Annotated in this window: 15 protein-coding genes; 5 read left to right on the forward strand and 10 right to left on the reverse strand. The window is 72.6% G+C overall.

The annotated features are described in order from the left end of the window. Positions 1-1,224: a glycosyltransferase gene (locus tag LQK89_RS13585; protein WP_231049418.1), complete on the forward strand. Its 1,224-nt coding sequence runs from the start codon at positions 1-3 to the stop codon at positions 1,222-1,224. 55 nt (positions 1,225-1,279) lie between these two features. Here LQK89_RS13585 and LQK89_RS13590 read toward each other — a convergent pair whose 3' ends face one another. The 4 genes from LQK89_RS13590 to LQK89_RS13605 form a co-directional block, all read right to left on the reverse strand. Further along, the gene (locus tag LQK89_RS13590; RefSeq protein WP_231049419.1) at positions 1,280-2,437 is read right to left on the reverse strand and encodes a Gfo/Idh/MocA family protein; all 1,158 of its coding nucleotides are present in this window, start codon (positions 2,435-2,437) and stop codon (positions 1,280-1,282) included. Continuing rightward, positions 2,434-3,267 (reverse strand): sugar phosphate isomerase/epimerase family protein, encoded by an 834-nt coding sequence (locus tag LQK89_RS13595; RefSeq protein ID WP_231049420.1) that lies wholly within the window; start codon positions 3,265-3,267, stop codon positions 2,434-2,436. The genes LQK89_RS13590 and LQK89_RS13595 overlap by 4 nt, the downstream gene beginning before the upstream one ends. 5 nt (positions 3,268-3,272) lie before the next feature. Continuing rightward, on the reverse strand, positions 3,273-4,643 hold the full coding sequence (locus tag LQK89_RS13600) for an MFS transporter (RefSeq protein ID WP_231049421.1): 1,371 nt from the start codon (positions 4,641-4,643) through the stop codon (positions 3,273-3,275). Between the two features lie 216 nt (positions 4,644-4,859). Beyond that, positions 4,860-5,300, reverse strand: coding sequence for an NAD(+)--rifampin ADP-ribosyltransferase (locus LQK89_RS13605; protein WP_231049422.1), 441 nt, complete (start codon positions 5,298-5,300; stop codon positions 4,860-4,862). A gap of 97 nt (positions 5,301-5,397) precedes the next feature. On the opposite strand from LQK89_RS13605, the gene LQK89_RS13610 reads away from it, so the two are divergent. Next, positions 5,398-5,703: a putative quinol monooxygenase gene (locus LQK89_RS13610; RefSeq protein WP_231049423.1), complete on the forward strand. Its 306-nt coding sequence runs from the start codon at positions 5,398-5,400 to the stop codon at positions 5,701-5,703. Here LQK89_RS13610 and LQK89_RS13615 read toward each other — a convergent pair. Beyond that, positions 5,696-6,679 carry an amidohydrolase family protein gene (locus LQK89_RS13615; protein ID WP_231049424.1) on the reverse strand — a complete coding sequence of 328 codons (984 nt, stop codon included), beginning with the start codon at positions 6,677-6,679 and terminating at the stop codon, positions 5,696-5,698. The genes LQK89_RS13610 and LQK89_RS13615 overlap by 8 nt on opposite strands. A gap of 96 nt (positions 6,680-6,775) precedes the next feature. Next, positions 6,776-7,510 (reverse strand): SDR family NAD(P)-dependent oxidoreductase, encoded by a 735-nt coding sequence (locus tag LQK89_RS13620; protein WP_174777556.1) that lies wholly within the window; start codon positions 7,508-7,510, stop codon positions 6,776-6,778. Positions 7,511-7,588: 78 nt separating this feature from the next. Here LQK89_RS13620 and LQK89_RS13625 point away from each other — a divergent pair, with 78 nt between their 5' ends. Continuing rightward, on the forward strand, positions 7,589-8,176 hold the full coding sequence (locus LQK89_RS13625; protein WP_231049425.1) for a TetR/AcrR family transcriptional regulator: 588 nt from the start codon (positions 7,589-7,591) through the stop codon (positions 8,174-8,176). A 96-nt stretch (positions 8,177-8,272) separates the two neighbouring features. Here the strand turns inward: LQK89_RS13625 and LQK89_RS13630 are convergent, their stop codons facing one another. Further along, positions 8,273-9,532: an endo-1,4-beta-xylanase gene (locus tag LQK89_RS13630; RefSeq protein ID WP_231049426.1), complete on the reverse strand. Its 1,260-nt coding sequence runs from the start codon at positions 9,530-9,532 to the stop codon at positions 8,273-8,275. Positions 9,533-9,616: 84 nt separating this feature from the next. Next, a complete protein-coding gene (locus tag LQK89_RS13635) occupies positions 9,617-9,916 on the reverse strand; it encodes a hypothetical protein (RefSeq protein ID WP_231049427.1) in 300 nt (99 codons plus the stop codon). 107 nt (positions 9,917-10,023) lie between these two features. Between LQK89_RS13635 and LQK89_RS13640 the strand changes: the two genes are divergently transcribed. Together LQK89_RS13640 and LQK89_RS13645 are read left to right on the forward strand one after the other, a co-directional pair. Next, positions 10,024-12,108, forward strand: coding sequence for an ArnT family glycosyltransferase (locus tag LQK89_RS13640; RefSeq protein WP_231049428.1), 2,085 nt, complete (start codon positions 10,024-10,026; stop codon positions 12,106-12,108). Between the two features lie 29 nt (positions 12,109-12,137). Next, positions 12,138-12,623, forward strand: a complete 486-nt coding sequence (locus tag LQK89_RS13645; RefSeq protein ID WP_114851364.1) for a GNAT family N-acetyltransferase — start codon at positions 12,138-12,140, stop codon at positions 12,621-12,623. Here LQK89_RS13645 and LQK89_RS13650 read toward each other — a convergent pair. Both LQK89_RS13650 and LQK89_RS13655 read right to left on the reverse strand, forming a co-directional pair. Then, positions 12,607-13,152 carry a cysteine hydrolase family protein gene (locus LQK89_RS13650; protein ID WP_058740825.1) on the reverse strand — a complete coding sequence of 182 codons (546 nt, stop codon included), beginning with the start codon at positions 13,150-13,152 and terminating at the stop codon, positions 12,607-12,609. The two genes, LQK89_RS13645 and LQK89_RS13650, sit on opposite strands and share 17 nt — an antisense overlap. Before the next feature lie 84 nt (positions 13,153-13,236). Then, on the reverse strand, positions 13,237-14,580 hold the full coding sequence (locus LQK89_RS13655; RefSeq protein ID WP_231049429.1) for an extracellular solute-binding protein: 1,344 nt from the start codon (positions 14,578-14,580) through the stop codon (positions 13,237-13,239). Positions 14,581-14,650: the final 70 nt, after the last annotated feature.

Here is a 14,650-nt window from a genome sequence, read left to right on the forward strand (position 1 = left end):
GTGCGGATCGCCCTCGTCACCGACTACTACCTGCCGACGCTCGGTGGCGTCCAGACGGCGGTGCGCTCCCTCGCCGAGGCGCTCACCACCGCCGGGCACGAGGTCACCGTCTACTGCCCGGACGACCCCGCGGTCCCGCGGCACGAGGGCGCCCACGAGGTCGTCGGTCTGCCCGTCTCCCGGGTGTTCCGGCCGGACGGCTACCCGTTCGCCTGGCCGCCCCGCCGGGTCCGTGCCGTGCTGCGCCGCGAGCTCACCGCCCGGCGCACCGAGGTCGTGCACACCCACTCCGAGATGTTCGCGGCCCTCGCCGGCATCCGCGCCGCGCAGGACCTGGACCTGCCGGTGGTGCACACGATGCACGGCCGCATCGACGTCTACACGCGGAACGTGCTGCCCGTCCCGGCCGTGACCACCGCGCTGCTCGCGTTCCTGCACCGCACCCAGGTCGACCACCGTGGGATCCGCGTCGCCCCGGACCGGCCGTTCACCCGGACGCGCACGGCCCGGCGGATGTGGCGGGTCATGCTCGCGCAGTCCCGGGCGAGCGCGCACGTGGTCGTCCCGTCGCAGCACTTCGCGGACAAGCTCGTGGACCGCGGCGTTCGCACGTCCGTGTCGGTGCTGTCGAACGGCATCGAGCCGACGGTCCTCGACGCGATCGGGCCGGCCCGGGTCCGCACGCGCGCACCCGGCGAGCCGCTGCGGGTGCTGTGGGTCGGTCGGCTGTCGCCGGAGAAGCGACCGGAGGTCCTCGTCGCGGCCGCCCGCTCCTTCCCCGCGGGCACGGTCGTCGACGTGCTCGGCGACGGGGTCGCGCGCACCGCGGTCGCCCGTGCGGCGTCCGAGACCCCGGTGACGCTGCACGGCTCGACCCCGCACGACCGGGTGCTCGCGGCCATGCGCGACGCGCACGTGCTCGTCTCGAGCTCCCTGGACTTCGACAACCAGCCGATGGTGATGCTCGAGGCGGTCGCGACCGGGCTGCCGGTCGTGCACTGCGACCCCGACCTGGCCGAGGTCGTCCCCGCGGGCGGCGGGTGGACCACCCCCACCCCGGACGCTGCGGGCATCGCCGCGGTGGTCCGCACGCTGCACGACGAGCCGGAGCGGCTCGAGCGGGCGAGTGCCGCGCTCGTCGCGGCGCGTGGCCGCGTCGAGCAGCGGGTCGACGACCTGGTGGCGGTCTACGAGACCGTCCTCCGTCCGCAGCGGACCACCTGACGGACGGGAGGCACGGTGCCGGCCGACACCGTGCCTCCCGTCCGTCACCGCTCACCTACACCGCGGCGGGCGCGCCTTCCAGGGTCGCGGCGAGCGGGTCGAAGTCCTCGGGCAGCGACGCGATCGGCGCGACCGTCGACGCGACCGGGACGAACGCGCGGCGCGCGATCGACTCCTCGACGGCGACCATCGTGTCGAGGACGTGGTACCCGACCTCGCCGGTGGCGACGTGCGAGCCGCCACCGCGGATCGCACGGGCCATGTCGAGCACACCGAGGCCGCGACCGACCGTCGGCTCCTCGTCCGAGAGCGTCTCCCAGTCCTGCTCGAACGGGAACGAGACGTCCTTCCCGAGCGGGCGGGCGATGCGGATCGGGTGACCGCCACCGAACGTGTTCGGGTCCGGCAGGACGATCGTGCCCTCGGTCCCGTTCACCTCGAACACTCCGTGCCGGAACAGCGGCGTGTCGAACGACAGCAGCGACTGCGCGTTCCCGCCCTGCTCGAACGACGTCAGGACCGACACGTGCGTCGGGACCTCGACCGGGAACTCCTGCCCGGCGTTCGGCCCGACGACCAGCTGCCGGGTCTCCCGCGACCGCGACCCGGTCGCGACGACCGATTCGACGGGGCCGAGCAGGTGCACGAGCGCGGTGAAGTAGTACGGGCCGATGTCGAAGAGCGGACCGGCGCCCTTCGCGTACAGGAACGACGCGTTCGGGTGGAAGACGTCCGGACCCTGCCACTGCATGCTCGTGACGGCGGTGAGCGGGGTGCCGATCACGCCCGCCTCGATCGCACGCTTGGCAGTCTGCCAACCGGTGCCGAGGACGGTGTCGGGGGCGATGCCGAGGCGGAGGCCGAGCTCGTCGGCGAGGGCGACCAGGCCGGCGGCGCTCTCGCGGTCGACACCGATCGGCTTCTCGCTCCACACGTGCTTGCCCGCGCGCAGGGCCGCGGTCGAGACCTCGACGTGGGTGGCCGGCAGCGTGAGGTTCACGACGATCTCGACGTCCGGGTCGGCGAGGACGTCCTCGCCGGTGCCCGACGCGGGGACGCCCCACTTCGCGGCGGACTCGGCGGCGCGGGCCGTGTCGATGTCGCCGATCCGGACGACCTCGACGTCGGGGAACGTCGTGAGGTTCGTCAGGTACTGCTCGCTGATCATGCCGGCGCCGATGAAGCCGACGCCGACGCGGCCGGTGCGGGTCATGCGTGCACCTCGTCCTTGCTCGGGGTGTCCGCCGCGCTGAGCGTCTCCGTCAGCCACCGGTGGGACTGCGCGACACCGTCGAAGATCTCCCCGTCGAAGCCGTCGAACTCGATGACGGCGTACTCGAGCGCGGTCGCAGCGGCCAGGGCCTCGGCGAGCCGGACGTCGCCCTGGCCGGCCGGGGTCTGGTCGGTCGGGACCGACGCGGTCGAGATGCCCTCGCGCATCGGGCCGTCCTTCACGTGCACGGCGACGACGCGGTCCCCGAGCTCGGCGACGAAGGCGGGGACGTCGATGCCGGCGGCGGACGCCCAGTACAGGTCGAGCTCGAGCACGACGCGCGGGTCGAGCAGCTCGGCGAGCACCTGGAGCGCGGGCTTGCCGTCGATGCGCGGACGGAGCTCGTGGTCGTGGTTGTGGTAGCCGACGCGCATGCCCTGCGCCGCTGCCTCCTCGGCGGCGGCGTTCAGCCGGGCGGCGACGCGCTCGACGCCCTCGCGGGTCGTCCAGGCGTCCGGACCGACGAAGGGGTCGATGACGATCTCGATGCCGAGCACCGCCGCCGCGGCGAACGTTTCCATGTGCGACGGGGCGGTCATCACGGAACCGTCCGGCAGCGGGACGGACTCCTCGACGAGGAAGGCGTGGCCGGTCTTCGCGCTGATGCCGTGCGCGTCGAACGCCTGCTTGAGCTGCGGGGCCCGGTCGACGAAGGCGAACGCCTCGACGGTGTCGAAGCCGATCGCGGCGAGCCGGGCGACGCCGGCGTCGAGGTCGGGCTCCAGGGCGGCGTTCACCGTGTAGAGCTGCAGGGAGACGGTGGGGATCACGGGTGTCACCGGACCTTCTTGATCGGGAGGATGACGAGGGCGCCGAGGAGCACGGCGACACCGGCACCCCAGAGCATGAGCGTGTAGTTCTGCCCACCGCCGATGCCGAGCAGGAACAGGCCGACCGCGGGTGCGAGCGACTGGGGCAGGGCGTTGGCGATGTTGATGACGCCGAGGTCCTTGCCCGGGCGCTCCGGGTCCGGCAGCACGTCGACGACGAGCGCCGTGTCGATCGCGGCGTAGATGCCGAACGCGAAGCCGAGCACGATCTCGGCGAAGTAGAACCCGCCGACGGAGTCGACGTGGGCGAGGATCACCAGGCCGACCGCGGTCAGCGCCGTGGAGCCCCAGACGAAGACCTTGCGGCGACGGACGCGGTCCGACACCCAGCCCGATACGGCGGCGCTGACGAGGAGGGCGATCGTGTAGAGCAGCACGCCGAAGGCGACGGTCGCGGTGGCCTCCGCCAGGCTCTTGATGCCGAGGTGCTCCTGCATGTACAGCACGCGGTACGTCGTGAACATGAACGTGCCGAAGGTGATGAGGAAGCGGCCCCACCAGGCGAGCCCGAAGTCCGGGTGCTTGATCGGGTTCGTCCAGAACGACGAGATGAGGTTGACCCAGCTGAACGGCTTGATCGCGCGGGTCGGCAGCTCGTCACGGGCGACGAACGCGTAGACGAGGATGACCACGATCGCGAGCACGCCCGGCGCGATGAAGAGCACCGGCAGGTTCCCGGTCAGGTACACCGCGAGGTAGAGGCCCGCGAGGATCGCGATGTTCTGCGCGAGGGCGATGACGCTCGACGCCTTGCCGCGCTGGAACTCGGGCACGTTGTCCGCGAAGCTCGCGGTCAGGGTGGCGAGGACCGCGTTCGCGGCGACCTGCGCCAGGACCCACGCGAAGGTCAGCTGCAGCACGTTCGGCGAGAAGGCGAGCCAGGCGAGCGCGACGACGAAGACGACGACGCCGATGACCATCCACGGCCGGCGACGACCCCAGCGGGTCCTGGTGCGGTCGGACAGCGCACCGGCGAGCGGGTTCGCGAGCAGGGCACCGAGCGCACCGAACGGCAGGACCGAGCCGACGATCGTCTCGGGGCTGGTCGGGTTGAGCACCGTCGCCTTGATCGACATGCTCACGAAGACCGGGGTGAGCAGTGCGGCGAAGAGGCCGAACTGCGCGAGGCTGAGCGCCCACATGTACCCGGCGCCGACGCGCATGGTGCTGACGGACTGCGTGATGCCCTCGACCGAGAACGCGCGGGACGCGGCTGCGGGGTCGGTGCTCGTCGCCCCGGCGGCCGCGGTGACCGGCGGGTTGGCGGTTCCGGCGAGCCCGGTCTGGGGCTCTTCCTTCGACGTCGGTGTCGACATGACTCCTCCTCGAGTCATCGGGGGCGCGAGGCCCTCTGAATACCTAGTGCTACTAGGTGAAGCAGAAGCTAGCACCGAAAACCTTGCAACGGAAGGATTTTGTGTCCGGACGTCCTGGCAGACCGCGAAACGCAACGTGGGCGGTTCCTCGCAGCGGGATGTCGCTGCGAGGAACCGCCCACGTTGCGTGTTGCGAGGAGGAGGGACCGGGGCGCCTCAGTTGCGGATGACGGCGGCGGGGTCGTCGCGCATCCGCAGGAGTCGAGTGCGCCAGAGCGCGCGGGACTCGGGTGTCAGGGGCGTCCAGTCGTCGACCTCGCGGAGGACCCGGAGCGGCTCGGTCGAGCGGTAGGAGCGGGTCGGGTTGCCGGGGAACTTCTGGTCGGTGACGTTCGGGTCGTCCTCGAGCGCCCCCAGGGGCTCGACCTCGTAGACATGGGGAGCGACCGTGGATGCGTCGCCGCCGGCGATCTCCACCAGGAGCACGGCGACCTCGGCCGCGAGTCCGGCGCCGTCCGGCAGTGCGGTGCAGTACACGTGCCGCATCACCACCTCGGGCCGGTAGTTCGACGGCCGTCCGGGCACGAGCAGGTCCCCCGGGCGGAGCTCAGCACGGGTGCCGTGGAAGAAGGGGCCGGTCTCGTCCGCAGCGGTCACGGCGGCAGCGTACGCCGACGTGGAACACCGCGGAGCACCGTGCGGTTGGCTCGACGGGTGGCCGAGCGCCGGCCGCCCGCAGACGAAAGGTGCACCCGTGACCCAGACGGTCTTCCTCGAGGTTCAGTTCCGCGACGACGTCGACCACGACACCATCGCCTCGGCAGTCCGCGAGACCCTCGCACAGACGGCGGGCTTCCCCGGCAACGAGTCCCTCGAGGTGCTCGTCGACGACGCCGACGCCCACCGCGTGGTCGTGCTCGAGCGCTGGACGACGGCCGCCGACCATGACGCCTACGTCGCCTGGCGCGCCACCCCGGAGGGGGCCGCGAACGCCCTCGCCCAGGTCCTCGCCGGACCGCCGGTGACCCGGACCTTCGAGCGGACGCTCGACCTCAGCTGAGGTCGAACAGCCGGCGGGCGTTCCCCGAGGCGAATGCCCGCCGGCCGTCGTCGTCCGGGAAGGCGTCGAGGAACGCCGCGATCTCCGTCGCGGACGGGTCCTGGAACGGGTGGTCGGTCGAGAACAGCAGTCGGTCGGCCGAGGTGACCGCGAGCGCGTGGTGCAGCAGCGCCGGGTCGAGCATGCCGGACGCCGTGATCCACACGTTCTGCCGGAGGTACTCGGTCACCGTGCGGTCGAGGCCCGCCATCCGGGCCACGCCGTCCGCCCGGCCGTGCCAGAACAGCAGGAGCTCGCCCCAGTGTCCGAGCACGAGCTGCAGGTCGGGGTGCCGGTCGAGCGCACCGCTCGCCATCAAGCGGAGCGCGGCGGTGCCGGCCTCGAGGTGCCACCCCCACCCGAACGTCGCGAGCGCCAGGTCGACCGGTTCCCCGAGTCCGCCGTAGACCGCGTCCCGCACAGCTCGTGGCGGGACCTGCGGGTGGATGAACACCGGCTGCCGGAGTCGCTCGGCCACGGCCCAGAGGTCGTCGTACCGCGGGTCGTCGAGCATGATGTCGCCGACGCGGCCGTAGACCATCACGCCGGTCAGGCCCGACGCGACCGCGCGCTCGAGCTCGGCCGCTGCCGCTGCCGGGTCGACGAGCGGCAGCGTCGCCATCGCCCGGAACCGGTCGGGGTGCGCCCGGACCGCATCGGCCGCGCGGTCGTTCGCGTCACGGCTGAGCGCGACCGCGTCGGCCGCCGAGGGCACCTGCGCCCCGGGCGGCGCGAGCGAGAGCACCTGCACGTCGACGCCCTGGCGGTCCATCGCCTCGAGCCGCAGCCCGCCCAGGTCGGCCAGCCGTCGAGCGACGTCCCCGTGGTCGTTGAGCACGAGGCTCGCGTCGGCGGCGTCCCCGGACAGCGCCCGCAGCGCCCGGTCGACCGGCTCCGACGTCCAGTGTTCCTCGATCCCGATCAGCGTCTCGTCCACGGAGCGGACGGTACGCCCACCTTCGGCGACCGGGCGGACCGCCGTCCCGCATGCCCGCCCGGTCCGGTCGCGACGATCCGGTCGCGACGTTCCGGGTCAGACCGCGATCCGGCCTCCGTCCGCAGGGAGCACGGCTCCGTGGACGAACGAGGCCGCGTCCGAGGCGAGGAACGCGATCGCCTCCGCGACTTCGTGTGCCGTCCCCGGTCGTCCGGCGGGACCCGCCGCCGCCAGCTGGTCCAAGGCCTCGCCCATCGCGGCGGTCCCCTCGGTCCGCGTCGGCCCGGGGCTGACCGCGTTCACGCGCACACCAGCGGGCCCGAACTCGGCTGCCCACGACTTCGTCAGCAGGACGAGCGCTGCCTTCGTCGAGCCGTACAGCCCCATGCCCGCGGCACCGAACTCGGCGACCATGGTCGTCACGTTGACGATCGACCCGGCGCCTCGCTCGGCCATGCCGGGAGCGAGCGCGGCGACCAAGAAGTAGGGCGCCTTGACGTTGAGGGCGTAGACGGTGTCGAAGCCATCCTCCGTGGTGTCGGCGGTGGGTCCGAACGGGAAGATCCCGGCGCTGTTGACGAGGACGTCGACCGCCCCGCCGCCGAGACGGAGCGCCTCGGTCGCGAGGCCGGTCGCACTGGCCGCGTCGCGGAGGTCCGCTCGCACGAAGTCGGACTGTCCACCTGCGGCGCGGATCTCGGCCACGACGGCTTCTCCGCGCGTGGCATCTCTGCCCGACACGATCACGTGCATCCCCCGCGTGGCGAGGATCTCTGCAGTGGCGCGACCGATGCCGCTCGTGGATCCGGTGATGAGGGCGGTCTTGCTCATGTGCTGCTCCTGACTTTGGCTGAACAGATCTGTTCAGGTTGATCGCAACTGTACAGATCGGTGCAGTATTGTCAAACCATGACCGCAACCACGTCGAAGCGTCGCCGCCCCGCGTACGAACGGGCGGTGGCGACCGCCGACCGTCTCTTCTACGAGCAGGGCATCCACGCCGTCGGGGTCGATCAGGTCGCGGCGGAGGCGGGCATCTCGAAGGCCAGCCTCTACACGCACTTCCGCACGAAGGACGACCTCGTCCTGGGCTACCTCCGCGGACGCAGCGACGCATGGCAGGCGCACGTCGCCGCCGAGCTCCCTGGTCGCGGCGCCGACGCTCGGGAGCGGGTCCTCGCTGTCTTCGACCTGCTCGGCGAGTGGTTCGCGGAGCCCGGCTACCGTGGCTGCCCGTTCATCAACGTGGAGGCGGAGTACGGGGTCGGCCATCCGACCCACGCGGTGACACTCGATCACCGGGAGTGGGTCCGCGGCCTCTTCGTCCGGCTCCTCACAGAAGCCGGCATCGCGAGCCCGGAAAGCGTCGCCCTCCAGCTCTGCCTGCTCTACGACGGAGCGATGGCGAGCGCGCAGGCCGATCCCGCCCGCCCCTGGGCCTCCGCAGCACGGGACCTCGCACACACGGCGATCGCCGCCGCGGACGGCGACCGCTGAGGATCGGGAGTCGTCTGCACCGTCGACCATGGCGCACCTCGGGACGGACGGGAGGCACGTGGCGGGCCTGCCACGTGCCTCCCGTCCGTCATCCGGTCACGTCGTGAGCGTGACCTCCGTCGACTGCCGACCGATCCAGAAGTCCGTCGCCGTCCCGCGGACGGTCGCCCGGTACTCGCCGCGGAACCCGGTGGCCTGCACCTGCCCGCGGTCGTCCGTGCGCAGCACGGTCGGCGGCGTCCACCACTCGTCCTTGACGAGACGACGGAGCGCCTCGTACGACGGCTTCGGCGTCCCGTCCGCCCGCACCAGGCCGATCGGTGCCCCGAGCCAGGCCCCGGCGTCGGTGATGCCCCAGTAGGTCATCGCCTCGACCGCGGGGTGCCCGACCAGGCTGCGGTAGTGCCGCTCGAGCTCGTCGGCCTGTCGTGCCTCGCCCTCCGGGGTGGACGGCCACGAGTCGACGCGGTGGTCGTTCAGGTCGACGACGTCCGCGGGCATGAGCTCGCCGGAGACGAGGGACGTCTCGGTCAGGTGCAGCGGCAGGTCGTACCGGGCGAAGCGGTCGACCATCGCGAGCATCGTCTCCTCGCCCCAGTAGCCCTGGTGCATGTGGGTCTGGAGACCGATCGCGTCGAGCTGCACCCCGGCCTCGAGCACGCCCTCGATCAGGCACTCGTACGCGCTGGACAGGTCGAAGTCGTTGAGCAGGAGCGTCGCCCGGGGGTTCGCCGCGCGGGCCTCCTCGAACGCCAACCGGATCATCGGGATGCGGCCCTTCGCCCGGGCGAGCGGGGTGATCGCGTTCGGCCCGTTGTCGAACACGGGCATGATGACGACCTCGTTGATCGCGTCCCACGTGTCGACGAGCTCGTCGAAGGTGCCGACCTCGCGGCGGATGCGCTCGCGGAGGAGTCGTTCGACCTCGTCGAGGGGCCGGCCGAGCAGCCAGTCCGGCTGCACGGTGTGCCAGACGAGCGGGTGGCCCTTGACGTCGAGACCGCGGTCGCGGAACCACGCCGCGGTGCGACGCAGGCGGTCGGTCGCGGGACGGCCGGGCTCCGGCTCGAAGGTGCCCCAGTAGAGCGGCAGCGTCGCCGTGGTGAACACGTCGGTGAACAGGTCCGCGAGGTGGTCGGGGTCGGCCGTGCCGATCGGGTCCCGCTCGCCGTTCGCCAGGCCGATGAAGTCGAACCCGATGTTGCCGAACGTGAAGGCGTGCCGGGTCTGCTCGACGGTGACCTCGGCGTCGCGGAGCGGCTCGCCGTGGTGGTCGACGACGGTCAGGACCGCCGTGCCCGTGCGGTGCGCGACCGCGTGCTGCGGTGCTCCCTCAGAACCGACCACTCCGTGCATCCCGACCACTCCCCGACACCCGTCGACACCGGCGTCGGGCGGGATTTGTTGCGCACCCAAACATAGCAGCGGATCGGCGCGCCGTCAGGAGCGCGCTGCCCCGTCTGTCCGCCGAGCGATGCTGGCGACCGCACCCGCCACCACCGCGGCCAGCGACAGCACCACGGCGAGCGCCGACGACCCCCACGCCACCACCTGGGCGACGTGCGCGACGGCCTCGCCCCGCCGGCCCGCGACGTACGAGTACGACCCGCTGTGTGCCCACGGGAACGCCGGCGCGACCGGCCAGGCCAGGTGCTCGGCGGCCGCGGCGACCACGACCGACCCGGCAGCGAGGCCGGCGAGCAGGAGCGCGGCACGACGAGCGGAGTGACGAGGACGCATCCGGGAACCCTACCGTCCGGCATCCTGGTACCGCTCCTGAACGAACCGGAGTCCTGCGGACCGGTGACCCCAGGCTCCTTCATCGACTCCGGCGCGATGTTCGGCGCATGGACCCGAACCACCCCGCCCCGACGTCGGGCGCCCCCGCCGCCGCGCGCCCCGCACGGTGGTGGCACCAGACCGTCCCCCAGCGCACGACACTGGCCGCGATCGTCGTGCTCGGCGCGGTCCTGACGAGCTGGAACCTCGCCCGCGGCGGCGACATGTCCTTCTACGCCGCAGCCGCGCGGTCGATGTCCGAGTCGCTGCCCGCGTTCCTGTCCGGCTCGTTCGACCCCGGCGCGACCGTGACCCTCGACAAGCTCGCCGGCTTCGCGGTGCCGCAGGCGATCAGCATCCACCTGTTCGGGATGTCCACCGCGTCGCTCGCCCTGCCGCAGGTGGTCGAGGGCGCGGTCACGACGCTCGCCGTCGCCGTGGTCGCCCTCCGCTGGCTCGGCGCCCGGGCCGGCCTGGTCGCCGCGGCACTGGCCGCGAGCACCCCGATCTTCGTGTCGATGTTCGGCCACCCGATGGAGGACGGCCTCCTCACGATGTCGCTCGCCGTCGCGCTGGTGTGGTGGCAGCGGGCCGCGCTGACCCGGACGTGGTGGCCGATGCTGCTCGCCGGGCTGTTCGTCGGGGTCGGCTTCCAGGCGAAGATGCTGCAGGCCTGGATGGTGCTGCCCGCCCTGGTGCTCGCCACCGTGGTCGCCACCGCGGGCCCGGGATCGCGGTGGCGCCGGGCCACCGGTCACGTCGCCGCGCTGCTCGGCGCCGCGGTCGTCGCGAGCCTCGCGTGGTCGGTCGTGCTCGGCCTGCTGCCGACCGGTGACCACCCGTACTTCGACGGGTCGACCGACGACAGCGTGTTCGCGATGGTGTTCGGCTACAACGGTGTCGACCGTTTCCTGCCCGGGCTGTGGCCGGGAGCCGTCGGCGCACTGGGTGCCGCCGTCGGGCACGCCGGGACGCACGTCGCGGATGCGTGGCGCACGGCGACCGCCGGCCGCGGCGGCGGACACTCGCTGCTGCAGCTCTTCTCGCCGCGCTACGCGTCGCAGGTCGGTTGGTCGTGGCCCGCAGCGCTCACCGGCATCGGGATCGGTGCGGCCCGGTGGTGGCGCCGGACCGCCGGACGGGAGGCACGGGTGGCCGCCGCCACGCTCGTCGCCCTGGTCGTGTGGCTGGTCACGGCGGTCGCGGTGCTGTCCGTCCTGCGGCTCCCGCACACCGCCTACGTCGCCGGGATCGGCGTGCAGCTCGCGGCGCTCGGCGCGCTCGGCTGGTGGGGTGCCGCGAGCCTCGTCGACGCGACCGACCGCCGGCTGCGGCTCGTGCCCGTCGGCCTGCTCGTGGTCCAGGGCGCGTGGTGGGCGTGGCTGGCTCGAGCATCGTCCGAGCCGGCGCTCCTCGGCACGGTCGCCGTCGGGGTGACCGTGGTGGCGCTCGTGCTGCTCGTCGTCCGCTGGCGTCGGAGCGACCCGACCGTGGCGTCGACCCGCGGGCGGCGGACGGCGGCGGGGCTGCTCGTCGCCGCGGTGGTGCTCGGACCGGCGTGCTTCTCGCTGCAGGTCCTCGACGCCGCACGGGACGGCAGCGGCGGCGACGCGTCGGTCGGTGTCGGGCAGGGCGCCTTCGCCCGCGGCGGCACCCCGGAGCGGGCGTTCGCGCTCGGCCGCGGCGGCGGCTCGTCCGCCGGCGGTCGGTCCGCCGGCACCGCGGCGTTCACGGTCTCCGCTCCGGACGTGGTCGGCGGCCACACCCGGCTGCCCGCCGACGAGGCCGCCCTCGTCGCCGCGGCCCGGCGTGCCGGTGGTGGTCAGGACGGGGCGCCGCTGTTCCTCACCGACTCGTGGCGGATCGCCGCCGACGTCATCGGCGACACCGGCGACGAGGTCCTGACCGACGGCGGGTTCTCCGGCCGGGTCCCGGTCTTCACCGCAGCGCAGGTGGAGTCGATCGTCCGGTCGGGTCGGACCCACCTGCTCGTCGTCGCGTCGAGCGCCGCCGCCACCGATCCCGTCCGTCGCGCCGCCGACGACCTCGGCTGCCGGGTCGTGCAGCGCTGGGGCTCGACCTTCGCCGACGCGGCCCCCGGTCGGTCCTTCGGCGGGCGCGGCACGTCCTTCGCGCTCGAGCGCTGCTCCTGACGCGTCGTGCGGTACGGCAGGATCGGACGATGGAGATCCGCGTGGCCGAACTCGACGACGCCGAGGCCGTCGCGGCCTTCCAGGTCCGGGCGTGGGAGCAGACGTACCGAGGGCTCGTCCCCGACACGTTCCTCGACGCCCCGAGCTCGCAGGACCGCCGCGCGCGCTGGGCTGGACGGATCCGCCGTGGCGAGCGTCGCGTCCTGCTCGCCAGCGCCCGCGACGTCGTCCTCGGGGTGTCGAGCACAGCACGGACGAGCGAGCCCGGCCTGCCCGCGATGGAACTCTGCACGCTCTACGTCGATGCAGCCGCACAGGGCACCGGGATGTCGGACCAGCTGCTCGATGCTGCGCTCGGGCGAGCTGCAGCCCATCTGCTCGTCTTCTCGGTGAACGAGCGAGCCAAGCGCTTCTACGCTCGCCACGGCTTCTCGCGGCGTGGGGAGCCCCGGACCGACCCCGGCACGGGGCTCGACGAGGAGCGCTGGGTGCGCCTCGTCAGCCGAGCGGTGTGAACTGCACGCGGTCGTGCCGCTCGACCGCGTGCTGCTGCCCCGGGTACCGGAGACCGCTGAAGTACATGTTCGTGTGCGCGACGATCTGTTCGCCGCTGATGCGGACCCCGTCGTGCTCGGCGTCCGTCGTCGTGTGCGCGTCGGAGACCAGGGTCACGTCGAAGCCGCGGACGGCAGCGGCCTGGGTCGTCGTCCGGACGCAGTAGTCGCTCTGCGCTCCCGCCACCACGAGGTGGTGCACACCCAGTGACCGGAGGACATCGCCGAGATCGGTGTCCGAGAACGAGTCGCGGTACTCCTTCCGAACGAGGGGTTCGTCCGTCAGACGGTGCAACGGCGCTGCCAGTTCCCAGTCCGCGGAGCCCTCGGCGAAGTCGCCGTGGTCCTGCACCCAGACCACCGGCGCACCGCTCGCCCGAGCGCGGTCGACGAGGATCGCCGTGCGGGCGAGGACTCCGTCCGCGTCGAAGCAGTCCCGCACGACCCCGCGCTGGAGATCGATGACCAGGAGCGCGCTCGTGTCCGACACAGCGACATCATGGCACCCGCCGACGCACGACGGGAGGTACGGGGCGGACGCGCCCCGTGCCTCCCGTCCGTCAGTCCGGCAGCGTCACTTGCCGGCGGCCGCGTTGTACGACGCGATCTGCGACTTCGCCTGCGTCTCCGCAGCCCGCATCGTGGACCGCACGTCCGCGCCCTCGACCACCTTGTCGAACGCGCCGATCACGGTCGAGCGCACGGTCGGGAAGGCGCCGGTGACGCAGCCCGCGCTCGCGGTGCTCGTCGGGTCGTCGCTGAGCTGGCGGTACATCGTCGCGACGTTCGGGTCGGCGAGCGACTGCTTGCCGACCGCGGTGTCCTTCGAGGCCGTGTTCACCGCGAGGTAGCCGGTCGCCTTCGCCCACTCGGCCTGCACCTCGGGGGTCTCGAGCCACGCGGCGAAGTCGTAGGAGGCGCGCTGCTCGGCGGACGAGTGGCCCTTGCCGGAGATCCACAGGGCGTTGCCACCGATGACCGCGCCGGCGTCCTTCGCGCCGGAGGTGGTCGGGAAGGTGGACACGACGGACTTCGTACCGGTCGGGTCGAGGGTCGTGTAGGCGCCGGACGAGGTGAGGACCATGCCGACCTTGCCGCTCGAGAACGCCGAGTTCTGCGCCGCCGAGTCGGTGCCCGGGTTGAGCGCGGCACCGTCCTGGTACAGCCCCTGCAGCGTCGTCATGAAGGCGACCTGCGTGTCCGAGGTGAGCGAGACGCCGGTGACGGCCTTGCCCGTGCGGCCGTTCGACGGGGTGCAGAACGGCTGGCCGCCCGAGGCGCTGAGCTCCTCGAGCATCCACGAGTCGGCCATGTTCATGCTCATGCCGTACAGGCCGGTCGTGCGGTGGATCTGATCGGCCCACTGCGCGACCTGGTCGAGGGTCGTCGGCGGCTTCGTCACGTCGAGTCCGGCGCGCTGGACGATCGCCTTGTCGAGGTACAGCACGGGCATCGAGACCGAGAACGGCATCGCGGCGAGGCCGTCGCCGGCGCTGTAGTACGCCTTCGCGGCGGGGACGATGCTCCCGCCCGTGGTGGTCTCCTTCGCGAAGGTCGACGGTGCGACGGTCTGCCCGGAGTCGACCATGAAGCCGGTCGAGACGTCGTTCATCATGAGCAGGTCCGGGGTCGAACCGGACTGCACCGCGGCGGTGTACTTCGTCTGGACGTCGGCGTACTGGCCCTGGAACGTGGCCTTCACCGTCACGCCCTGCTCGTTCGAGCCGTTGTACTGGCTGACGAGCTTGTCCAGCTCGGTCGCGGCGGGGCCGGTCATGGCGTGCCAGAAGTCGACGGTGACCGGTCCCGAGGACGCGACGGGGGTGGCGGAGCCGGAGGCGGAGCAGCCGGTGAGGGCGAGCAGTGCCGCGGCGGACACGGCGGCGACCGCGAGCACGGAGGAGCGACGAGCGGGCATGGGAGGGCCTTCCTGTGGGGACGGAGTCGGGATGGGGCGGGAGTGGTGGGCGTCGTGCGGGCGGGCCAGG

The organism is Curtobacterium sp. C1, assembly GCF_021049325.1.
Taxonomy (GTDB): domain Bacteria; phylum Actinomycetota; class Actinomycetes; order Actinomycetales; family Microbacteriaceae; genus Curtobacterium; species Curtobacterium citreum.